Here is a 22276-nt window from a genome sequence, read left to right on the forward strand (position 1 = left end):
GTCTTATGGGACTTTTTTTCTACAACAAAATAGGCTTCATAATTTTTACAGTGGTTTTACCCACTACAGAAATTATAGAGCCCGTTTTCTTTATTATTCGTGACTTTCAGTCTGTCTCGCTCCGTAAGGTGCGAAACAAATAAACCACCCGCTATGCGGGTGCGCATCGAAGGTTATACCAAAAAAACTCCAAACGCGATACAATAAAGGTGTTCAAGCCGATTGTAAAGCGAAAGGAGAAAAATATGGCGCAAAATGCACATAGTTTATCACACACAAAGTGGATGTGTTCTACCACATTGTGTTTACACCTAAGTATAGGTGAATCTTATCTATAATCAATATCGAAATAGTTTGGGTAAAATCTTCCACCGATTATGTAGTTATCAAGATGTTGAAATTATCGAGGGTCACTTGATGCCGGATCATGTACATATGTTGGTGAGTATTCCGCCAAGAATCAGCGTTGCAAGTTTCATGGGTTATTTAAAAGGTAAAAGTGCACTTATGATGTTTGATAAACACGCCAATCTCAAGTATAAATTTGGGAACCGACATTTCTGGGCGGAAGGTTATTACGTGAGTACAGTAGGACTTAATGAAGCCACAATTAAGAAATATATCCAAGATCAGGAAAAGCATGATATAGCGTTGGATAAATTGAGTGTAAAAGAATATGAGGATCCCTTTAGGGATAGTGGTAAGTAATGCAAATACCTCTTTGAGAGGTTTGTGACGAGTCAAGAGCAATGAGGGTTGAACAAAGTGAAAGCCAGCGTCTTTAGGCGCTGGCTGGTGATATGGGCTTATAGCCCTGGGAAAAACCACCCGTCTAACGGGTGGTTGTGATTCAAAAAAACTCTGAATTGTGGTATACTAAAATGGACTAGTAGAGAGTTAATCTCAACCATAAAATCTGTAATGTTAGGATAAATAAGATGTCAAAGAAAAGTTTAATTTTATTGTATGGTGGTCGCAGTGCAGAGCGAGAAGTTTCGGTTTTATCAGCTGAGAGCGTCATGCGGGCTGTCAATTATGATAGATTCTTGGTGAAGACATACTTCATCACTAAGGATGGAGATTTTATCCAAACTCAGAAATTTGAAGCAAAACCAGCAGCTGATGAAAAGTTGATGACCAATGCCACAGTGGACATGTCTCGAAAGATTAAACCTAGCGATATTTACGAAGAAGGGGCGGTAGTTTTTCCGGTCCTGCATGGTCCTATGGGTGAAGATGGCTCTATCCAAGGCTTCCTAGAAGTGCTCAAAATGCCTTATGTCGGCTGTAATATTTTATCTTCTAGTCTGGCTATGGATAAGATCACGACTAAGCGAGTGCTAGAATCGGCAGGCATTGCTCAAGTCCCTTATGTAGCGCTGGTTGATGGAGAGGATCTAGAGCAAAAAATCCAAGAAATCGAAGAGAAACTGACCTATCCAGTTTTTACTAAACCTTCTAATATGGGCTCCAGTGTCGGCATTTCTAAATCGGAGAACCAAGCAGAACTGCGTGCTTCTCTAGATCTGGCATTCAAATACGACAGCCGGGTACTGGTTGAGCAAGGCGTGACGGCTCGCGAGATTGAGGTTGGGCTTTTAGGAAATGTCGACGTCAAGAGTACTCTGCCTGGAGAAGTGGTCAAGGACGTAGCTTTCTATGACTATGAAGCCAAATACATTGATAATAAAATTACCATGGATATTCCGGCTAATATTCCAGAAGAAGTGGTGGGCCTGATGCGTCAAAATGCTGAGGTGGCTTTCCGAGCTTTGGGGGGGCTGGGACTGTCCCGCTGTGACTTTTTCTATACAGAAGATGGTCAGGTCTTTCTTAATGAGCTTAATACCATGCCAGGTTTTACCCAGTGGTCTATGTATCCACTACTCTGGGAAAATATGGGGCTGGCCTATCCTGATTTGATTGAGAAGTTAGTCGGTCTAGCTGAAGAGGCATTTGCTAAGAGAGAGGCGCATCTTCTCTAAAATATGATATAATAGAGGGGTTGAAAATTTTCGGTCCTTTCTTTTTGCGAGCAAACCGAAAAACGAGGAAGAAGTATGAAATTAGATTTATATGAAATTGCAGAAGTCCTATCTGCGAAAAATGATGTGACTCAGTTTGAAAACGTCGTGCTAAGAAATGCTGAGTTTGACAGCCGCTTGATTGAGTCGGGTGACCTTTTTGTGCCGCTTAAGGGTGCGCGTGATGGCCATGACTTTATCGCAACAGCCTTTGCTCAGGGTGCTGCTGCCACCTTATCTGAGCATCCAGTGGCAGAGGGGGCTTATATCTTGGTTGATGATGTCCTGACAGCCTTTCAGCGCTTGGCCCAATATTATCTGGAAAAGATGCAGGTGGATGTGCTGGCGGTGACAGGCTCCAACGGTAAAACGACGACTAAGGATATGCTGGCTCAGCTACTAGCAACCAGCTACAAGACCTATAAGACACAAGGTAATTACAATAACGAAATCGGTCTGCCTTACACGGTTCTTCACATGCCTGAGGACACAGAGAAACTTGTCTTAGAAATGGGGCAGGACCACTTGGGCGATATCCATCTCCTGTCTGAACTTGCCAAACCTAAGACAGGCATTGTAACTCTGGTTGGAGAAGCCCATCTGGAATTTTTCGGCAGCCGAGCTGAAATTGCCCAAGGCAAGATGCAGATTGCGGACGGTTTGAGAAAAGATGGTCTCTTGATTGTTCTGGCGGATAAGATTGTCAATGAATTTCTGCCAGCAGACTGCAAACTGGTTCGCTTTGGTCCTGATGCGGATATCTTCCTGACGCGTCTGGAAGAGCGCAAGGACAGCTTGAGTTTTGAATGCAACTTTTTAGAGCATAGGATTGACCTGCCTGTGACCGGTAAGTACAATGCGACCAACGCCATGATTGCGGCCTATGCAGCTCTGCAGGAGGGTATATCTGAGACGGCTATTGCTCAAGCCTTTTCTGAGCTAGAGCTGACCCGCAATCGAACAGAATGGAAGAAAGCTGCTAATGGCGCAGATATCCTATCGGATGTCTACAATGCCAATCCAACAGCCATGCGATTGATTCTTGAGACTTTCTCGACCATTCCGGCTAATCCAGGCGGACGAAAAATGGCGGTGCTGGCGGATATGAAAGAGCTGGGAGCTGACTCTAAGTCCATGCATGGCTCGATGATTACTAGCCTCAATCCAGAAATTGTGACCGACCTTTTCCTTTATGGACAAGACATGGAAGCTCTCTTTGACTATGCCAAGGAAATCTACCCGCCAGGAAGAGTGCATTACTTTATCAAAAATGACGAGAAAGACCAGTTTGAACAGATGACCAAAGCTGTCAGAGAGAAGCTGACCCCTGCCGACCAAATCCTTCTCAAAGGCAGCAATTCCATGAATCTGGCTAAGCTGGTAGAGGACTTGGAAGATGGAAACTAAAGAAGCTGCAAAAACCATTCAACGTCTCCTTTCTATTACAGAGACTGGACTGGCATTTAGTCGTGATGAATTTGATCGAGAGCGTTACTTAGAACTCCGTCAGCTTTTGGGACACCTCTGGCTGATTGGTCAGATTTGGATGGAAAAGAATTGGCAGAGCTGTTGCGCCCAACGGATTTTTATGCCACTCCCTTGATTGATGTCCGAGCTGTACTGGTTCGAGACGAAAAAGTCTGTTTAGTCAAGGGTAAAAATGAGAAAACTTGGGCTTTACCTGGCGGCTTTTGTGAAGTCGGCCTATCTCCTAAGGAAAATATCGTCAAGGAAGTCCAAGAAGAAACGGGATTTAATGTTTCAGTTTCTCGTCTGCTTGCAATTTTTGATACTAATAAATTTCAATTTCAGAGTAAGCAATATGCTAAATTGGTCTTCGAGTGTCAGATAGAGGCTGGAGATTTTCAGCCTAATACAGAAATAGAAGAGCTAGCTTTCTTTGATATCCAATCTTTACCAGAATTATCTTCTAAGCGGACGACAAAAGAACAGTTGGAAATCCTTTGGGAGATTTATCAAGGAGATAGAGAACAGTATTTAGATTAGTTGAAAATGTGCTTCAACACTTTATTAATGATTAGGAGATGAAAATGGGAGATTTTTTTACAAGTCAAAAAACAGAACCGCCCGTATTGACACCCCTAGGATTTGTGCTCATGCTACTTGCTTTATGTATTGTGATCTATAGCGCAAGTAGATTTTACAAACAAAAAAGCTTTCAAAGAATTTTTCAGGGAATGCAGATTGTCCAACTGGTTCTTTTATATGGTTGGTACATGGTCATTCAGGCTCCCTTGACGGAGAGTTTGCCTTTCTATCATTGCCGGATTGCTATGTTTGCAGTCCTGCTCTTGCCAAGGAAAACGTCTTATAAACAATACTTTGCCTTATTAGGCGTATTTGGTCCGATTTGTGCCTTGCTTCATCCAATTTTTGATCCTTACCCGCTTTTGCATATTACCATGTTTTCTTATTTAGTTGGTCATTTAGCCCTTTTGGGAAACTCTCTTGTGTATTTGATAAATGAGTATGATTATAAAATTTTATCCAATCGTCGGATTATTGAAATAACCTTTGGCATGAATGCGGTCATCTTTCTTGTGAATCAACTAACGGGTGGGGACTATGGATTTCTAAAAAATCCGCCTTTAGTTGGTGACTACGGTAAGTTAGGAAACTTTCTATTAGTATCCTTGGTATTGATTGTAGCTTTGTGCGTTCTTTCCCTTTTTTTTGACGAATTATTTAAAAGAAATTTTTTCAAAAAAAGTATTGTTAAAAGAAGGTATGATTGATAGGGAGTTAAAAGACTTTGCGTTTTGATTTTATACTATATGGAATAGTAAAAGCAGCTTTTTAAGGGCTGCTTTCTGTTTGTTTTTATGATTTGGTATCAAGAATGATAAGGGCATCTCGCAGTTCATCTGCCAGGTGTTTTTTCTTATAGTTAAGAAATTCTTCTAAATTTTTCACAGTGTTATAACGCTTGTGCAGACGATACATCTGTGCAATCTTGTACTGAGGAAAGGTATTGAAAAAGTTTTGAGTCAGTTTCCATTCGCGGATGTAGCCTAAGGGGCGCATGTGGTAGCTAACACCATCGATGGCTTGGCTTTGGCGACGATGGTGAAGATGACCGAAAACAACATCTGTCACTTCATATTTGACAAAGAGTTGGTGGAAAGCTTGGCTTCCCAGGAAGGCGTTGAAGCGTTGGAAATAAGGATGATCATACAGAAAGTCTTTGTGGGGGACAAAATGCAAAGCAACAATAATGGGACCATTCAAAGAAGCCAGTAATTTTTCTAACTTTTGAAGGATGTGAGCTGTAATGCTAGAATCATCCAGATGACGCTCCAATCTGCGATCAAACCAAAAATTTGTCTTGGTTCTCAAATGTTCTTCCTTGCTTTTTTCTGGAACAAAGCTGTAGTCATACCAACCAGAAAAACTAACGAGCTTGGTCTGGCCAAATTGCTGAACCTGAAAATCATAACCAGAAATCTCTTGTTCAGAAAGTCCCAGCATATCGTGGTTTCCGAGATTAAAAGAGATAGGAAGTTCTTGCCTTAAGTCCTCAATAAAAGGCAAACTAATTTTGGCTAAGTCATTAGATAAATCTCCTGCAATATGAAGATGGTCAATTCTTGCTTTTTTTAAAACGTCCTTAAGTGTTTGTCGTTCAAAGTGCCCAAATTGATTGGAGTCCAGATGAAGGTCACTCATAAATCCAATTCTTGTCATGGTTCTAGTCTAGCATAAATCGGCTTACTTGAACATATATAAAGTGAATCAGTAGGATGGAGCTTATTTTAGGGTCAAGGGAAAGCAGTTAAGGTAATGGGCAAAGTAAGGACGTTTTCGTGTCGCATTATTTACATTTCTAACAATTCGGTAACATAGAGATTCCTAGCTTGCTATTTGCTAAAAAGTATCATACACTAGAGTCTACACTGGCTGAATTTTGTTTTAAAAATTAGTCAAAGGGTGCATAAATATGGTATAATGAAATGATATGTGAAAAGAGGTATTTATGGACATTTCAGAAATTCGTCAAAAGATTGACGCAAATCGTGAAAAATTAGCTTCTTTCAGGGGGTCTCTTTGACTTAGAAGGTCTGGAAGAAGAAATTGCCATTTTAGAAAATAAAATGACAGAACCTGATTTTTGGGATGATAATATTGCAGCTCAAAAGACTTCTCAGGAACTTAATGAACTGAAGCAAACTTATGAAAATTTCCATCAAATGACGGATCTTTTTGATGAATCGGAGATTTTACTTGATTTTCTGGCTGAGGATGAGTCAGTTCAGGAGGAGTTAGAAGAAAAGCTGGCAGAACTCGAAAAAATGATGACCAGCTATGAGATGACCCTACTTTTGTCTGAACCCTATGATAATAATAATGCCATCCTTGAAATACACCCAGGATCAGGTGGAACAGAAGCTCAAGACTGGGGCGATATGTTGCTTCGGATGTATACCCGTTTTGGCAATGCCAAGGGTTTCAAGGTAGAGGTTTTGGATTATCAGGCTGGAGACGAGGCTGGTATCAAATCAGTAACTTTATCCTTTGAAGGGCCACATGCTTATGGTCTGCTCAAGTCAGAAATGGGTGTCCACCGTTTGGTGCGGATTTCGCCCTTTGACTCGGCCAAACGTCGTCATACTTCATTCACTTCGGTAGAAGTCATGCCAGAGTTGGATGATACGATTGAGATAGAAGTTCGAGACGATGACATCAAGATGGATACTTTCCGCTCAGGAGGAGCTGGTGGACAAAATGTCAATAAGGTTTCCACTGGTGTGCGGCTGACGCATATTCCTACTGGAATCGTGGTGCAGTCTACTGTTGATCGGACCCAGTACGGGAATCGAGATCGAGCAATGAAAATGCTACAAGCGAAGCTTTACCAACTTGAACAAGAGAAAAAAGCAGCTGAAGTAGATTCATTAAAAGGAGATAAAAAAGAAATTTCATGGGGAAGCCAAATCCGTTCTTATGTCTTTACACCATATACGATGGTTAAAGACCATCGAACTAGCTATGAAGTAGCTCAAGTTGATAAAGTGATGGATGGAGATTTAGATGGTTTTATAGACGCTTACTTAAAATGGCGTCTCAACTAAAAGAAGGGAATTTTAGTCATACATGTCTATTATTGAAATGAGAGATGTTGTCAAAAAGTATGACAACGGGACCACTGCTTTACGTGGTGTGACAGTCCAAGTAGAACCTGGAGAGTTTGCCTATATTGTAGGACCTTCTGGTGCGGGTAAATCAACATTTATTCGTTTGCTTTATCGTGAAGTAGCTCTCGATAAAGGGACGTTAAAAGTAGCTGGCTTTGACCTTGGTCGGATAAAAAAACGTGATGTACCGATGCTACGTCGTAAATTGGGAGTGGTTTTCCAAGATTATAAACTGCTTCCAAAGAAAACCGTTTATGAAAATATTGCTTACGCAATGGAAGTAATTGGCGAACGCAGAAGCCACATAAAAAAACGAGTGATGGAAGTCTTGGACTTGGTTGGATTGAAGCATAAAGTCCGTGCCTTTCCAAATGAGCTTTCTGGTGGTGAGCAACAACGTATCGCAATTGCGCGTGCTATTGTCAATAATCCTAAGGTTTTGATTGCTGACGAGCCAACTGGGAACTTGGATCCAGATAATTCTTGGGAAATTATGAATTTGCTAGAGCGGATCAATCTTCAGGGGACGACAGTGTTGATGGCAACCCACAATAGCCAGATTGTAAATACTCTGCGTCACCGCGTTATTGCGATTGAAAATGGCCGTGTGGTACGTGATGAAGCGGAAGGAGAATACGGATACGATGATTAGTAGATTTTTTCGTCATTTACTAGAGTCGCTAAAGAGTTTAAAGCGAAATGGGTGGATGACAGTTGCAGCAGTTAGTACGGTGATGATTACCCTAAGTTTAGTGGCAATTTTTGTCTCAGTCATCTTTAATACGACAAAGCTAGCTAATGATTTGAAAAACAATGTCCGCGTTATGGTCTATGTTCGTAAAGATATTGAAGACAATAGTTTGACTGTTGTAAAAGAAGGACAAACAGTTAATAACGAAAATTATCACAAAGTTTATGATGCTTTAAACAAGATTGATCATGTCAATAAAATAACATTTTCAAGTAAAGAAGAGCAATATAAGCAATTAACAGACACAATGGGAAGTGATTGGAAAATCTTCGAAGGAGATGCCAACCCACTTTATGATGCTTATATTGTTGAGACAACAGATCCTAAGTACGTCTCTGATGTGAAAGAAGATGCCCAGAAAATTGAAGGTGTGTCTGATGTGCAAGATGGTGGTGCTAATACCAAGAAGATTTTTGCTTTAGCAGATTTTATTCAGACTTGGGGATTTGTTCTAGCGGGAATGTTGATTTTCATTGCAGTATTCCTGATTTCAAATACGATTCGGATTACGATCATTTCGCGTAGTCGTGAAATTCAAATTATGCGCTTGGTAGGAGCGAAAAATAGCTACATTCGAGGACCTTTCTTGCTAGAAGGCGCTTGGATTGGCTTGCTTGGTGCTATGATGCCTGGAGCTTTGGTTTATTTTATCTATAATATTGTCTATCAGTCGGTCAATAAAGGATTGGTTTCTCAGAATCTTTCTATGATTTCGCCTCATCTTTTTGTACCGTTGATGATAGGTTCCTTATTTGTTTTAGGGATTATTATTGGATCGATTGGATCTGTCTTCTCTATGAGAAGATTCTTGAAGATATAAGAAAAAGAGGCTGGGACAAAAGTCCTAGCCTCTCAATTGTCTTTGGATTGTCGAGCAAGACGCAGTGGTTGAGTGGGCTCTACTACGCTGATTTCATCAGCTTTTACAGCCCTACTCAACTGTGCGGAGGTGGGACGACGAAATCGAATTCTAACGAATTACCGATTTCTGTCCCACTCTCTTTTTTCTTTTATACTGATGTTGAGTCTGAAAGAGGACTTGTTGTCTTGATTTTATTTTAAAAATGGATTAAACATTTTCTCGTGAGCAATAGTCGTAGCAGGTCCATGACCGGGATAAACGTCATATTCCTTTGGAAGGCTTAGTAATTCTCGTTTGATACCTGCAATTAATTGTTCTAAATTACCAGTTGGCAAGTCTGTTCTGCCAATAGTTTCCCGAAAAAGAGCATCACCAGATAGGACAAAATGCTCCTCAGGGAAAACGATTGAAACACCACCGATGGAATGGCCAGGTGTTGGTAAAACGTAAAAATGAAAACCATTCAAATGATAACTTTGATGAAAAACATAGTGGTGCTCGGCTGGTTTTAAGATAAGAGTTTCGATATCCTTGTGTCGATCAAGACCTGAAAGATTATACTCTGGAGTATAGAGCCAGCTGGCTTCACTCTCTGCTACATAGACAGGAGGATTATTAAAATGTTTTCTTACTAAGTCTAAACTCATGATATGATCGTAATGAGTATGGGTTAATAGGATGGCAGCGATCGGTTTGCCAATCTCAGTTATCTTTCGCTGAATGGCCTCGAAATTGCTTCCAGGGTCAATCAAAAGTAGATGGCTATCATTTTCTATATAGTAGGTGTTTTCATATGCTAGAGCATTTAATGTTTTCTGTATGTTCATAGTTTTTCCTCTCTAGATGAGTGTATCAAAAAAATTATTTTTGACAGCAACAAGCTATCATTTTCAAAGATTGTGAAGGAAAGTAACGGAGTCTTGATGGTTAAATTGATTTGCCTGCTGACTTTTCTGCCCTCGCATCTTACCTTTAAACGTGGTATAATTTTGATAAGATGAAACGAAAAAATGTGAAATACGCTGTTGTCGACTTGGAAGCGACTGGAACAGGTAGCAGTGCAAAAATTATTCAAGTAGGAATCGTTATTCTTGAGAATGGTCAGATCAGCCAGACTTATCAGACAGATGTCAATCCACATGAAGTGTTAGATGAACATATCAAGCAGTTGACAGGTTTGTCTGATCAGCGCTTGAGTCAAGCTCCAGACTTTTCGCAAGTCGCTCGTGAGATTTATGAGTTGATTGAGGATGCAGTTTTTGTAGCTCATAATGTTAAATTTGATGCTAATTTGCTAGCTGAGTCTCTTTTCTGGGAAGGATATGATCTATTATCTCCACGTGTGGATACAGTAGAATTGGCTCAAGTTTTTTTTCCAACTTATGAAAAATATGGTTTATCTAGTATTTGTGAATTATTAGAGATTCCTCTAGAACAAGCTCATACGGCTATATCGGATGCTAAGGCAACGGCACTACTATTTTTAAAGATTCAAGAAAAAATTCAAAGTCTTCCCAAATCTTTGTTAGAACGCTTACTTGATCTGTCTGACAATCTTATCTATGAATCTCGCTTAGTATTGGAAGACTGTTTTAGTCAAATGTCTCAAGAAAGCACAGGAGATCTTCTGGATTGCCATGGGATTTACCTGAGAAAAAAACGCAAGATTGCAAAAGAAAAGCACCTATCTGCCGATTTTACGAAGAATCTTTCTTTGCTAGTTTTAGAGGAGCGCTCTGAGCAAGAAAAATTTGCTACGATGGTGGAACAAGCGATAGAAAATCATCATCCCAGCTTTTTACAAGCTCAAGCTGGTCTAGGAAAAACTTATGGTTATTTGTTGCCTCTTCTCGCTAAAACTAAAGAGCAGATAGTGGTCAGTGTACCAACTAAAATTTTGCAAGAACAGATTGTATCTGGGGAAGGAAAGGCGATTAAAGAAGTTTTTCAAGTGTCTTTCCATAGTCTTAAAAGCCCGCATTCTTATATCAAGCTAGATACTTTTTATCAAAGTTTGACTCGTATGGATGATCATCGTTTGCTAAATCGCTGTAAGATGCAACTCTTAGTCTGGCTAACCGAGACTGAAACAGGAGATTTAGAAGAAATTAGACAAGCATATCGCTATCAAGCATACTTTGAAGAGTTGGCTCATGATGGCCAAATAAGCAAAAAATCGTTATTTTATGGCTATGACTTTTGGCAATTGAACCAAGAGAACGCGCGAGCAAGTCGAGTATTGGTTACCAATCATGCCTATCTATTGACACGATTAGAAGATGATAAGAGCTTGATTGAAGGTAAAACTTTAGTGGTAGACGAAGCTCAAAGACTCTTTTTGACTTTGGACAACTTTTCGCAAAAAAGTATCAGGGTCACACAACTCTTACAAGAGATTCAACAAGAAATTTCCCAAGCAACATCTCTATTGAATCGTCGTTTGTTGGAGAGTATACAATTTGAACTATCACAAGCAGTAGAACAATTTCATCGGGGAAGTCAAAGAGAGATCAAGGAGGATCTTATCCAGAAGCTTCGCCAAGATCTATCGGAGTTGCCAGCGCCCTATTTACAAGAATTAAGGGAGCTTTTAGATCAAAAATATGAGCAATTCTGGCTTGAAGATGATCATTTTGAACAGAATCGTGTGACTAGCTTGCATGGGGCTAGAATATCTTTGGTAAATTTTCAGGATTTTCTTCCAGAGAAAGTGCGTCTCTTTTTCATCTCAGCGACTTTGGAAATCAGCCGTAAGGTTAGTTTGGCGCAGTTATTAGGATTTCAAAATGTTCGATTCTATCATTTACCGCCCCAAGATTATCACCAGCAAAAGATTTGGGTAGATAAGGATTTTCCTGATCTGATTGGACTTCCTTTGACACAACATGCTCAGTTAATTGTGGAACGGATTGAAAGATTATTTCATACGAAATTACCAATTTTGGTTTTGTTTACTTCAAAAGAGTTGTTACTCGAAGTGTCAGAAAGGCTCTCCTTACCACACTTGGCACAATACAAAAATGGAGATGCGACGAATATAAAGAGGCGATTTGATAAGGGAGAAGTCACAGTATTACTGGGAACAGGGAGTTTCTGGGAAGGGACAGACTTTTCAACACAAAATAAGATGATTCAAATCATAACTCGCCTGCCTTTTGATAATCCTCAAAACATTTTTACACAAAAGATGAATCGCCAACTTCGACAAAACGGTCAAAATCCTTTTTATGACTATAGTCTCCCGGTAGCGATTTTAAGACTAAAACAAGCTTTTGGAAGGACGATGCGCCATCACAATCAGCGATCAGCTGTTCTTATTTTGGATAACCGTGTTTATACTAAGCGCTATAGTCGTCAGATTAGAGAGGCTTTAGCTGAATCAACACCTGTAGAACAAGCTTCTTTTAAACAAATTCAAGATGAAATAACTAATTTTTTAAAGAAAAAAACATCTAAAAAGAAAAAGTAAGTCTGCATTAAAATTGATGAATTTAAAGACGTAAATTTTGCTATAATAGATGCATTGAAGAGAAGAGGTACTGTCAAAAAATGCTACAAAAATATTTTCCAGGTATTGGTCTATCGTTTGTAATAGCTTTTTTATCTATATCTTTGGGCAGGTTTTTCCTTTATTTGGTTCGAGTGTGTTTGCTATTTTGTTGGGGATTCTATTGAATCACTTTTGGAAAATTCCCCAAAAATTTCGTCAAGGCCTTGCTTTTTCTGGAAAGAAACTCCTGCAATATTCAATTATTTTATTAGGTTTTAACCTCTCTATTTCAAAGGTTTCGGCAACTGGCTTATCTTCTTTAAAAATAAGTATTATCACAATCCTAATGGCTTTCTTATCAGCCTATGCAGTTGGCCGTTTTCTAGAAATGAGCAAGGTGTTGACCTTGCTGATTGGGTTTGGTACTGCTATTTGTGGTGGCTCTGCTATTGCGGCTGCATCGCCTGTTTTAGAAGCCAAAGAAGAAGAGGTAGCCTTATCTATTTCGACTATTTTCTTTTTCAATATTTTGGCAGTTTTCATTTTTCCTTTTCTTGGCCATCTTATGTAAATGTCCGCTACAACTTTTGGTACATGGGCAGGGACGGCTATCAATGATACATCATCGGTTGTTGCTGCTGGTTATAGTTATACTCAGACAGCTGGTGATTTGGCAACCATTGTCAAATTAAGCCGAGCATTGATGATTGTGCCGACTTGTCTTCTTTTTGCAGGTGTTCGTTATATTCGATCTAAGTCGACTAAGAAAAAAATAGAGTTAAAAAAGATTTTTCCTTGGTTTATTTTATGGTTCATGTGTGCTTCTCTTATTAGTAGCTTAAAAATTGTACCGTCTTTTTTTCTCGTGTTTACAAAATTATCTTCACAGTGGTTCATGGCGATGGCTCTGGTAGGGATAGGAACTCAAGTATCTTTTGGACAGTTTAAAAGAGCTGGAGTAGCTCCTTTATTGACAGGAGCTTTTGCTTGGTTTGTTGTTGCCGTTACTAGTTTGATCATACAGTATTTTTTTAGATAGGAGTGAGTATGTCTTATTTTAAGCACTCGATTGATTCTCGGGTGGATTACACTTTAATTTTACCGGTTATTTGCTTATTGATTTTTGGTATTACAGCGATTTATATTGCCGTTAGCCATGATTATCCGGCGAGCGCTTGGGCTATTGTAGGCCAACAAATCGCCTGGATTACTTTAGGAGTTGTTATTAGCTTTGTAGTTATGTTTTTTAATACAAAGTTTCTTTGGCAGATGACCCCATTGCTTTATATTTTTGGGTTAGGATTAATGGTTTTACCCCTTGTTTTTTATAGTCCGACATTGGTAGCCTCAACAGGTGCCAAAAACTGGGTGACTATCGGTGGAACCACTCTCTTTCAGCCATCAGAGTTTATGAAAATTTCCTATATCCTGATGTTATCACGATCAGTTGTTCAATTTAGCCAGCGACATAAAGAAAAAGTGCGCACCTTAGGTATGGATTGGTTGTTGATTTTAGAATTATTCCTCTATACAATCCCTGTTTTACTTTTACTAACCCTTCAAAGTGATTTGGGAACGGCCTTAGTTTTCCTTGCCATTTTTTCTGGGATTGTCCTTTTGTCAGGTGTTTCTTGGAAAATTATTTTACCTATTTTCCTGACTGGAGTGGTTTGTTTTGTAACCTTTATGTTGATTTTCACATCAGAAGGTGGCCGAGCATTTTTGCATAATCTAGGCATGCCGACTTATCAGATAAATCGAATTTTGGCATGGCTACATCCTTTTGAGTACGCCCAGACAACGACTTATCAGCAAGCGCAGGGGCAAATTGCGATAGGTAGTGGGGGCATTTGGGGACAAGGTTTTAATGTCTCTAATTTACTAGTCCCTGTTCGTGAAAGTGATATGATCTTTACAGTTATTGCAGAAGACTTCGGATTTGTCGGTTCTAGCATACTGATTGCGCTTTATTTACTGTTGATTTATCGAATGTTAAGAATCACCATTAAGTCCAATAACCAGTTTTATACTTATATTTCTACAGGTTTTATCATGATGCTCATTTTTCATATTTTTGAGAATATTGGTGCGGTGACTGGCTTACTCCCATTGACAGGGATTCCATTGCCTTTTATCTCTCAAGGAGGGTCATCTATTATTAGTAATTTGATTGGAGTAGGTCTTTTACTTTCTATGAGCTATCAGAACAATCTATTAGAGCAGCAACAAGCAGATTACTCTAGAAGACGTAAGAAAATTATTCTTAAAAAATTCAAATAGGAGAAAAATGGATATGACAAAAGTAGCTCTTTTATTGGCTCCAGGTTTTGAAGAAATTGAAGCATTAACAGTAGTAGATGTATTGCGTAGAGCAACGATTACGTGTGAGATGCTTGGTTTTGAGCAGACAGTAACGGGTTCTCATGGGATTACTGTTCAGGCGGATGCTTTATGGGATGGGAGTCTGGAAGGATACGACATGGTCGTATTGCCTGGAGGCATGCCAGGATCTGCTCATCTTCGAGACGATCAGCGATTGATGGATGCCCTTGTTAAAATGAACAAGGAAAATAAATGGATTGCCGCTATTTGTGCGGCTCCTATTGCGCTAGAAAATGCAGGAGTTTTGAAAGGAAAAAACTTTACTTGCTATGATGGTGCAAAACAAGGCATTTTTAGTGGAAATTATCAAAAAGAGACGGTGGTTATTGATGGGAACATCATAACAAGTCGCAGTGCGGCGACAGCACTACCTTTTGCCTATGCATTGGTAGAGCAGTTGGGTGGTGACGCCAAAACAATTAGTGATGCTATGCTTTATGCAGATGTTTTTGGAAAATAAATAGTAGAGGTGAGGCTGGGACAAAAGTCCTAGCCTCTCAATTGTCTTTGGATTGTCGAGCAAGACGCAGTGGTTGAGTGGGCTCTACTACGCTGATTTCATCAGCTTTTACAGCCCAACTCAACTGTGCGGAGGTGGGACGACGAAATCGAATTCTAACGAATTACCGATTTCTGTCCCACTCTCTACATTGTATTATGCCATTGTGTTTCAAGAGCATAAGATTGGCGACACTTGGTATAATTATGTTTCTTATGAAATACGAATAAGTTTTTCTACTTTATTTACATGCAAGCACTTTTGATTTATTTGGCATTATTAGCCCTTTTTTATGAAAAATGTGGTATAATGAAAGTTATGGATTATCAAGATTTTATCTGGGATTTAGGCGGTACCCTTCTCGATAATTATGAAACTTCGACAGCTGCTTTTGTCCAAACCCTAGCCATTTTGGGAATAGAGGCTAGTCATGATGAGGTTTATCAAGCTTTAAAGGTATCGACGGATGCTGCTGTTCAGTTGTATGCGCCAGATGTGAAAGATTTTTTGCGAATTTATAAGGCAAATGAAGCAAAAGAATTAGAACATCCTGTTTTGTTTGATGGTGCAAAAGAGCTGCTACAAAAGATTATTCGACAAGGCGGCCGTAATTTTTTAATCTCTCACAGGAACAATCAGGTATTAGATATTTTATCTAAAACGGGTATCCAAGCTTTTTTTACTGAGGTTGTAACAGCAGATAATGGTTTTAAGCGAAAGCCTCATCCAGAATCCATGAACTATCTTAAAAATAAGTACCAGCTTCACTCTTGTTTAGTCATTGGCGATCGTCTGCTAGATATGGAGGCAGGACAGGCAGCTGGCTTTGATACTTATCTCTTTGAGGATATGGAACATCTGATGAATCATTTACACATAAATAGGGAAAAGGAATAATATGACAGAAGAAATGCAACAAGACATCCAATCGCAAGAATATGATGCCAGCCAGATTCAGGTTTTAGAAGGACTTGAAGCTGTCCGCATGCGACCAGGGATGTATATTGGTTCAACCTCCAAGGAAGGTCTACACCACTTGGTATGGGAAATCGTGGATAACTCTATCGATGAAGCTCTTGCAGGTTTTGCTACTCATATTCAAGTCTATATCGAAAAAGATAATTCTATCACGGTTGTCGATGATGGACGTGGTATTCCTGTTGATATTCAAGAAAAGACAGGCCGCCCTGCCGTAGAGACTGTTTTTACCGTTTTACACGCTGGAGGAAAATTTGGCGGTGGCGGTTATAAAGTGTCTGGAGGTCTACACGGAGTAGGCTCCTCTGTTGTAAATGCACTTTCGACTCAGCTAGATGTCAAAGTTTATAAAAATGGTCAAATTCATTTTCAAGAATACCGTCGTGGTCAAGTTGTAGCTGACTTAAAAGTCATTGGAGATACAGATCGTACAGGAACAACAGTTCACTTCACTCCTGATCCAGAAATCTTCACAGAAACTGTTGAATATGATTTTGATAAACTAAATAAACGGATTCAGGAGCTTGCATTCCTTAATCGTGGCCTTTCTATCTCCATTACGGATAAGCGCGATGGAATGGAGCAGACGAAGAATTACCACTATGAAGGTGGGATTGCTAGCTATGTCCAATACATCAATGAAAACAAAGAAGTGATTTTTGACTCTCCTATCTATACAGACGGTGAGATGGATGACATCACAGTTGAAGTAGCTATGCAATACACAACTGGCTATCATGAAACAGTGATGAGTTTTGCAAATAATATCCACACCCATGAAGGTGGAACACATGAACAAGGGTTCCGTACTGCTCTGACTCGGGTGATTAATGATTATGCTAAGAAAAATAAGCTTCTCAAAGAAAATGATGACAACTTAACTGGTGAGGATGTGCGAGAAGGCTTAACAGCTGTCATATCTGTCAAACACCCAAATCCTCAATTTGAAGGACAAACTAAGACTAAATTAGGCAATAGTGAAGTTGTCAAGATCACCAATCGCCTCTTCAGTGAAGCATTTTCTGACTTTCTCTTGGAAAATCCAGCAGTTGCTAAGAAGATCGTGGAAAAAGGAATCTTAGCTTCTAAAGCGAGAATTGCGGCTAAACGAGCTCGGGAAGTGACCCGTAAAAAATCGGGCTTAGAAATTTCTAACCTGCCTGGTAAATTGGCAGATTGCTCTTCAAACAACCCTGTTCAAACAGAACTTTTTATTGTTGAGGGGGACTCAGCGGGAGGTTCAGCTAAGTCCGGACGTAATCGTGAATTCCAAGCTATTTTACCAATTCGCGGTAAGATTCTAAATGTTGAAAAAGCTAGTATGGATAAGATTTTAGCTAATGAAGAAATTCGCAGTCTTTTCACAGCGATGGGAACAGGTTTTGGTGCGGATTTTGATGTGAGCAAAGCTCGTTATCAAAAGTTAGTTATTATGACGGATGCCGATGTTGATGGTGCCCATATTCGAACGCTTCTTTTAACTTTGATTTACCGCTATATGAAGCCAGTTCTTGAGGCGGGATATGTCTACATCGCTCAGCCACCGATCTATGGCGTTAAGGTTGGAAGTGAGATTAAAGAGTACATTCAGCCTGGAGCAGATCAGGAAATCAAGCTTCAAGAAGCTTTGGCGCGCTATAGCGAGGGCCGTTCTAAGCCTACTATTCAGCGCTATAAAGGACTTGGAGAGATGGATGATCATCAATTATGGGAAACAACGATGGATCCAGAACACCGTTTGATGGCGCGTGTTTCTGTAGACGATGCAGCCGAAGCAGATAAGATTTTTGATATGCTGATGGGAGATCGTGTTGAACCTCGTAGAGAATTCATCGAAGAAAATGCGGTTTATAGCACATTAGATGTATAAAAATTAAGAAAAAATATACAAGACTAAAAAATTTATGATATAATCAGTATGATTATTCTCAAGTAATTATGAAGGAGTTTTATATGTCTAACGGACTAATTATTCTAATCATAGTCATAGCAGTAGCTCTGATATTGGCTTATGTGGCTGCTGTTGTACTAAGAAAGAGAAATGAGACTCTACTAGATAATCTGGAAGAACGTAAAGAAAAGCTGTACAATCTTCCGGTGAATGATGAAGTAGAGGCGATTAAGAATATGCATCTCATTGGTCAAAGTCAGGTGACTTTCCGTGAGTGGAACCAAAAATGGGTTGATCTTTCTCTAAATTCGTTTGCTGATATTGAAAATAATATTTTTGAAGCTGAAGGCTATAACAATTCCTTCCGTTTTATCAAAGCTAAGCATGCAATTGATAATATTGAAAGTCAGATTAACTTGGTCGAAGAAGATATTGCTGCGATTCGTGATGCCTTAGCTGAGTTAGAGAAACAAGAAGCTAAAAATAGCGGTCGAGTTCTTCATGCTTTAGAATTATTTGAAAATTTACAGGTTAAAGTTGCCGAAGATACAGAGCAATATGGCCAAGCTGTACATGAAATCCAAAAACAGTTGCAAAATATCGAATCAGAGTTTTCGCAATTTGTGACACTAAACTCTTCAGGAGATCCTGTAGAAGCTGCGGATATTTTGGATAAAACTGAAAATCATATTTTAGCTTTGACTCATATTGTAGAAAAAGTACCCGGTATTGTAACAGAGTTAACAAAAACTTTGCCAGATCAATTAGAAGATTTGGAATCTGGTTATCGTAAATTAGTTGAGGCTGGCTATCACTTTGTTGAGACAGATATCGAGTCTCGCTTCTACCAATTACATGCTACGATTAACCAAAATCACGATAATATTGCAGCTTTAGAATTGGATAACGCTCAATATGAAAATGAACAGATCCAAGAAGAAATCAATACATTATACGACATCTTTACTCGTGAAATCACAGCTCAACGAGTCGTTGAAAAATTGATTGAAAGTCTGCCAGCATACTTAGCTCATACAAAGGAAAATAACCAACAACTTCAAAGTGAATTGGACCGTTTGTCTAAGATGTATCTTTTGTCTGATAATGAAGATGAGAAAGTACGAGATTTACAGAGTGAATTGTCTAGTTTAGAATCTGTTGTCTTATCAACAGTGGAAGATTCTGCTGAAAGTAAACAGGCTTACTCATTGACTCAAGAGTCGCTTGAAACAATTCAAGCTCGCTTGAAGGAAATTGAAGATGAACAAATTATCTTGGGAGAACGCCTGGAAAAAATTGAAAAAGATGATGATAATGCACGACAAAAAGTCAATATCTACATCAATAAACTCCATACCATTAAACGGTATATGGAAAAACGTAATTTGCCAGGGATTCCTAAGACATTCATGACAACATTCTTTGTTGCAAGTGACCATACAGAAGCTTTATTGGCTGAGTTAGAACAATTACGTGTGAATATTGATAATGTGAACCGTCTTTTGGAAGATGTGACAGGCAATATCCATGATTTGGAAAATGAAACTTATCACATCGTTCAATATGCAACTTTAACAGAGCAACTATTGCAATATTCCAACCGTTATCGCTCATTTGATCAAAGCATTCAAGAAGCTTTTAATAAAGCATTGGATATCTTTGAACATCAATTTGATTATGAAACTTCATTTGAAGTTATTTCTCAAGCACTTGAAGTTGTTGAGCCTGGCGTAACAAATCGCTTTGTGACTTCTTATGAAAAGACACGTGAAAATATTCGTTTCTAAAAAAGTTCCTTTAGGAGCTTTTTTTGTAATGGAATAATCGACTTGATTGGTGCAAATCAGAAAAGGTACAACATTTTCTTGCCATTTTGAATCAGTACTAAAAAAACGGTTAGTCCGCTTTTTTTAGTAGGTATTCAATTTCTTTGACTATCATGCCCTTTTCAAAGAAAAAGATGTCACAAGACAAGTCGCCAAAGTCATTTTCTAAAATGGTCATAATTCGATTCTGGTCTGGGCTAAGCTGATAATAAGTACAACGAAACTGGACGGGATTGTTATAGTAGACTTGTTGAATTTTAGTCAGATAGTCCGCTTTGTTTTTGAAAATTTCAATTGTGTCACCCTCTAATTCCCAACTGACATGATCAGAAAGAAAAGTCTCGTAGATTTGCCAATCTCGCTGATTTTCTGCTTCAAAGAAGGCAAAAAGTTTTTCTAAATTTGTCATCTTATCCAAACCATTTTTTCCAGAGGGAGTGCTTTTCTTTTGCTGTTTTTTCTGCTGGCTGAAGGAGGCTAGCAAACTGTTGGTTCATATCTTTGTCATCTACTTGAACAAGATGGTCGCTATGGACAATTAGACCAAAAGGAGAAGATTGGTAATCGCTTGAGACAATAGTCGCCTCGCAGCCCAGCTCCTTGGACGTTTTTAGATAAAAGATTTGATTTCCAGACTCGACTTCTGGAGAAATTTTTACGAAAACAGGCTGATAGTCCTTCATGATGCCGCTGAGCATTTCTTTGAAATGGCTACGAATGAGGGTCTTATTTGCTTGCTCAATAGAGCAGGAAGCTAGCACTCGCTCCTCAAAAGTTCCTAAAAAGCGTCTTTGTTCATCGGGATTGAGCTTGACTCCGCCCTGAGATTTTTCCATGATTACTTTATTGATATCAGTCATGGTTTTAGTATAGCATAAAGTCATAACACTGCAAAGAGATGACTGTAGAGAGAGTGAAACTAACAAAACAAGATGTAAGCGATTACTTATTGAATCAGGATTTTTTAAGACTAAAGATATTATTTTTCCTTGAAAAAAAGCCTTTTTAGGGTAATATAGTAAGGTAAATAAAAAACTCAAAGGAGAGTAAAAAATGTCAATTATTACTGATGTTTACGCTCGCGAAGTCTTAGACTCACGCGGTAACCCAACACTTGAAGTAGAAGTGTACACTGAATCAGGTGCTTTCGGACGTGGAATGGTTCCATCAGGAGCTTCTACTGGTGAGCACGAAGCAGTTGAACTTCGTGATGGTGACAAATCTCGTTACGGTGGTCTTGGAACTCAAAAAGCAGTTGATAACGTAAATAATGTAATCGCTGAAGCTATCATTGGTTATGATGTACGTGATCAACAAGCTATCGACCGTGCAATGATCGCTTTGGACGGTACTCCTAACAAAGGTAAATTGGGTGCAAACGCAATTCTTGGTGTGTCTATCGCTGTAGCTCGTGCTGCTGCTGACTACCTTGAAATCCCACTTTACAGCTACCTTGGTGGATTTAACACTAAAGTTCTTCCAACTCCAATGATGAACATCATCAATGGTGGATCTCACTCAGATGCTCCAATTGCATTCCAAGAGTTCATGATCTTGCCAGTTGGTGCTCCAACATTCAAAGAAGCACTTCGCTACGGTGCTGAAATCTTCCACGCTCTTAAGAAAATCCTTAAATCTCGTGGTTTGGAAACTGCCGTTGGTGACGAAGGTGGATTCGCTCCTCGTTTTGAAGGAACTGAAGATGGTGTAGAAACTATCATCGCTGCTATCGAAGCTGCTGGTTATGTTCCAGGTAAAGATGTATTTATCGGATTTGACTGTGCATCATCAGAATTCTACGATAAAGAACGTAAAGTATACGACTACACTAAATTTGAAGGTGAAGGCGCTGCTGTTCGTACATCTGCAGAACAAATCGACTACCTTGAAGAGTTGGTTAACAAATACCCAATCATCACTATCGAAGACGGTATGGATGAAAATGACTGGGATGGTTGGAAAGCTCTTACTGAACGTCTTGGTAAGAAAGTACAACTTGTTGGTGACGACTTCTTCGTAACAAACACTGACTACCTTGCACGTGGTATCAAAGAAGGTGCTGCAAACTCAATCCTTATCAAAGTTAACCAAATCGGTACTCTTACTGAAACTTTTGAAGCGATTGAAATGGCTAAAGAAGCTGGTTACACTGCAGTTGTATCACACCGTTCTGGTGAAACTGAAGATTCAACAATCGCTGACATCGCAGTTGCAACTAATGCAGGTCAAATCAAGACTGGTTCACTTTCACGTACAGACCGTATTGCTAAATACAACCAATTGCTTCGTATCGAAGATCAACTTGGTGATGTTGCTGAATACCGTGGTTTGAAATCATTCTACAACTTGAAAAAATAATCTAGTAATAGATAGAAAAGCATTCTAGGTCATATCCTAGAATGCTTTTTGTGACTTTTTAA

17 protein-coding genes and 3 pseudogenes are annotated in these 22276 nt (G+C 39.2%); 16 read left to right on the top strand and 4 right to left on the bottom strand.

The features are described 5' to 3' along the window. The first annotated feature begins 245 nt into the window (after nt 1-245). From tnpA to HMPREF9182_RS09140, 5 genes and pseudogenes are all read left to right on the top strand, one after another. Nucleotides 246-708, top strand: a pseudogene (tnpA, locus tag HMPREF9182_RS09120) (IS200/IS605 family transposase). A gap of 230 nt (nt 709-938) precedes the next feature. After that, on the top strand, nt 939-1985 hold the full coding sequence (locus HMPREF9182_RS09125; RefSeq protein ID WP_009754484.1) for a D-alanine--D-alanine ligase: 1047 nt from the start codon (nt 939-941) through the stop codon (nt 1983-1985). Nucleotides 1986-2060: 75 nt separating this feature from the next. Beyond that, entirely contained in the window at nt 2061-3431 is a 1371-nt protein-coding gene (locus HMPREF9182_RS09130; protein WP_009754491.1) for a UDP-N-acetylmuramoyl-tripeptide--D-alanyl-D-alanine ligase, read from the top strand. Next, nucleotides 3421-4031, top strand: a pseudogene (locus HMPREF9182_RS09135) (NUDIX hydrolase N-terminal domain-containing protein). Before HMPREF9182_RS09130 ends, HMPREF9182_RS09135 begins: the two are co-directional and overlap by 11 nt. 38 nt (nt 4032-4069) lie before the next feature. Then, a complete protein-coding gene (locus tag HMPREF9182_RS09140) occupies nt 4070-4780 on the top strand; it encodes a YwaF family protein (RefSeq protein ID WP_037602869.1) in 711 nt (236 codons plus the stop codon). Nucleotides 4781-4865: 85 nt separating this feature from the next. On the opposite strand, the gene HMPREF9182_RS09145 is transcribed toward HMPREF9182_RS09140, so the two are convergent. After that, nucleotides 4866-5729 carry a metallophosphoesterase gene (locus HMPREF9182_RS09145; RefSeq protein ID WP_009754202.1) on the bottom strand — a complete coding sequence of 288 codons (864 nt, stop codon included), beginning with the start codon at nt 5727-5729 and terminating at the stop codon, nt 4866-4868. Between the two features lie 289 nt (nt 5730-6018). Here HMPREF9182_RS09145 and prfB point away from each other — a divergent pair. The 3 genes from prfB to ftsX all read left to right on the top strand — a co-directional run bounded on the left by prfB (nt 6019) and on the right by ftsX (nt 8748). Then, nucleotides 6019-7114 (top strand): peptide chain release factor 2 gene (gene prfB, locus HMPREF9182_RS09150; RefSeq protein WP_128080255.1). Its coding sequence is split into 2 segments (ribosomal slippage): nt 6019-6090 and nt 6092-7114, totalling 1095 coding nucleotides; the frame shifts between segments, so codons are not numbered across the junction. A gap of 22 nt (nt 7115-7136) precedes the next feature. Continuing rightward, nucleotides 7137-7829, top strand: a complete 693-nt coding sequence (ftsE, locus tag HMPREF9182_RS09155) for a cell division ATP-binding protein FtsE (protein ID WP_009443944.1) — start codon at nt 7137-7139, stop codon at nt 7827-7829. Next, nucleotides 7822-8748: a permease-like cell division protein FtsX gene (ftsX, locus tag HMPREF9182_RS09160; RefSeq protein WP_037602872.1), complete on the top strand. Its 927-nt coding sequence runs from the start codon at nt 7822-7824 to the stop codon at nt 8746-8748. Before ftsE ends, ftsX begins: the two co-directional genes overlap by 8 nt. A gap of 233 nt (nt 8749-8981) precedes the next feature. On the opposite strand, the gene HMPREF9182_RS09165 is transcribed toward ftsX, so the two are convergent. Then, complete coding sequence (locus HMPREF9182_RS09165; RefSeq protein WP_009443668.1) at nt 8982-9617, bottom strand: MBL fold metallo-hydrolase; 636 nt, start codon at nt 9615-9617, stop codon at nt 8982-8984. Between the two features lie 170 nt (nt 9618-9787). Here HMPREF9182_RS09165 and HMPREF9182_RS09170 point away from each other — a divergent pair, with 170 nt between their 5' ends. From HMPREF9182_RS09170 to ezrA, 7 genes and pseudogenes are all read left to right on the top strand, one after another. Continuing rightward, on the top strand, nt 9788-12259 hold the full coding sequence (locus HMPREF9182_RS09170) for a bifunctional DnaQ family exonuclease/ATP-dependent helicase (RefSeq protein WP_009754568.1): 2472 nt from the start codon (nt 9788-9790) through the stop codon (nt 12257-12259). Nucleotides 12260-12339: 80 nt separating this feature from the next. Next, a pseudogene (locus HMPREF9182_RS09175) lies at nt 12340-13319 on the top strand (YeiH family protein). A gap of 8 nt (nt 13320-13327) precedes the next feature. Beyond that, nucleotides 13328-14560 (top strand): FtsW/RodA/SpoVE family cell cycle protein, encoded by a 1233-nt coding sequence (locus tag HMPREF9182_RS09180; protein WP_009443803.1) that lies wholly within the window; start codon nt 13328-13330, stop codon nt 14558-14560. Between the two features lie 13 nt (nt 14561-14573). Continuing rightward, entirely contained in the window at nt 14574-15122 is a 549-nt protein-coding gene (locus HMPREF9182_RS09185; protein WP_037603145.1) for a DJ-1 family glyoxalase III, read from the top strand. Nucleotides 15123-15479: 357 nt separating this feature from the next. Next, entirely contained in the window at nt 15480-16058 is a 579-nt protein-coding gene (locus HMPREF9182_RS09190; RefSeq protein ID WP_037603148.1) for an HAD-IA family hydrolase, read from the top strand. Nucleotide 16059: 1 nt separating this feature from the next. Next, nucleotides 16060-18009, top strand: coding sequence for a DNA topoisomerase (ATP-hydrolyzing) subunit B (gene gyrB, locus HMPREF9182_RS09195; protein ID WP_009754600.1), 1950 nt, complete (start codon nt 16060-16062; stop codon nt 18007-18009). An 83-nt stretch (nt 18010-18092) separates the two neighbouring features. Beyond that, nucleotides 18093-19817 (top strand): septation ring formation regulator EzrA, encoded by a 1725-nt coding sequence (gene ezrA, locus HMPREF9182_RS09200; protein WP_009754602.1) that lies wholly within the window; start codon nt 18093-18095, stop codon nt 19815-19817. 109 nt (nt 19818-19926) lie between these two features. Here ezrA and HMPREF9182_RS09205 read toward each other — a convergent pair whose 3' ends face one another. After that, nucleotides 19927-20265 (bottom strand): hypothetical protein, encoded by a 339-nt coding sequence (locus tag HMPREF9182_RS09205; protein WP_037603151.1) that lies wholly within the window; start codon nt 20263-20265, stop codon nt 19927-19929. Nucleotide 20266: 1 nt separating this feature from the next. Continuing rightward, nucleotides 20267-20716: a YueI family protein gene (locus HMPREF9182_RS09210; protein ID WP_009443707.1), complete on the bottom strand. Its 450-nt coding sequence runs from the start codon at nt 20714-20716 to the stop codon at nt 20267-20269. A 193-nt stretch (nt 20717-20909) separates the two neighbouring features. Between HMPREF9182_RS09210 and eno the strand changes: the two genes are divergently transcribed. Beyond that, a complete protein-coding gene (gene eno, locus HMPREF9182_RS09215; protein WP_009754762.1) occupies nt 20910-22214 on the top strand; it encodes a surface-displayed alpha-enolase in 1305 nt (434 codons plus the stop codon). Nucleotides 22215-22276: the final 62 nt, after the last annotated feature.

Source organism: Streptococcus sp. oral taxon 056 str. F0418, assembly GCF_000220065.1.
Taxonomy (GTDB): Bacteria; Bacillota; Bacilli; order Lactobacillales; family Streptococcaceae; genus Streptococcus.

What these genes read in the sequence shown, in the direction of transcription:
- HMPREF9182_RS09125 (WP_009754484.1), top strand. Translation starts at nt 939, where the DNA reads ATGTCAAAGAAAAGTTTAATTTTATTGTATGGTGGTCGCAGTGCAGAG.
- HMPREF9182_RS09130 (WP_009754491.1), top strand. Translation starts at nt 2,061, where the DNA reads ATGAAATTAGATTTATATGAAATTGCAGAAGTCCTATCTGCGAAAAAT.
- HMPREF9182_RS09140 (WP_037602869.1), top strand. Translation starts at nt 4,070, where the DNA reads ATGAAAATGGGAGATTTTTTTACAAGTCAAAAAACAGAACCGCCCGTA.
- HMPREF9182_RS09145 (WP_009754202.1), bottom strand. Translation starts at nt 5,729, where the DNA reads ATGACAAGAATTGGATTTATGAGTGACCTTCATCTGGACTCCAATCAA.
- ftsE (WP_009443944.1), top strand. Translation starts at nt 7,137, where the DNA reads ATGTCTATTATTGAAATGAGAGATGTTGTCAAAAAGTATGACAACGGG.
- ftsX (WP_037602872.1), top strand. Translation starts at nt 7,822, where the DNA reads ATGATTAGTAGATTTTTTCGTCATTTACTAGAGTCGCTAAAGAGTTTA.
- HMPREF9182_RS09165 (WP_009443668.1), bottom strand. Translation starts at nt 9,617, where the DNA reads ATGAACATACAGAAAACATTAAATGCTCTAGCATATGAAAACACCTAC.
- HMPREF9182_RS09170 (WP_009754568.1), top strand. Translation starts at nt 9,788, where the DNA reads ATGAAACGAAAAAATGTGAAATACGCTGTTGTCGACTTGGAAGCGACT.
- HMPREF9182_RS09180 (WP_009443803.1), top strand. Translation starts at nt 13,328, where the DNA reads ATGTCTTATTTTAAGCACTCGATTGATTCTCGGGTGGATTACACTTTA.
- HMPREF9182_RS09185 (WP_037603145.1), top strand. Translation starts at nt 14,574, where the DNA reads ATGACAAAAGTAGCTCTTTTATTGGCTCCAGGTTTTGAAGAAATTGAA.
- HMPREF9182_RS09190 (WP_037603148.1), top strand. Translation starts at nt 15,480, where the DNA reads ATGGATTATCAAGATTTTATCTGGGATTTAGGCGGTACCCTTCTCGAT.
- gyrB (WP_009754600.1), top strand. Translation starts at nt 16,060, where the DNA reads ATGACAGAAGAAATGCAACAAGACATCCAATCGCAAGAATATGATGCC.
- ezrA (WP_009754602.1), top strand. Translation starts at nt 18,093, where the DNA reads ATGTCTAACGGACTAATTATTCTAATCATAGTCATAGCAGTAGCTCTG.
- HMPREF9182_RS09205 (WP_037603151.1), bottom strand. Translation starts at nt 20,265, where the DNA reads ATGACAAATTTAGAAAAACTTTTTGCCTTCTTTGAAGCAGAAAATCAG.
- HMPREF9182_RS09210 (WP_009443707.1), bottom strand. Translation starts at nt 20,716, where the DNA reads ATGACTGATATCAATAAAGTAATCATGGAAAAATCTCAGGGCGGAGTC.
- eno (WP_009754762.1), top strand. Translation starts at nt 20,910, where the DNA reads ATGTCAATTATTACTGATGTTTACGCTCGCGAAGTCTTAGACTCACGC.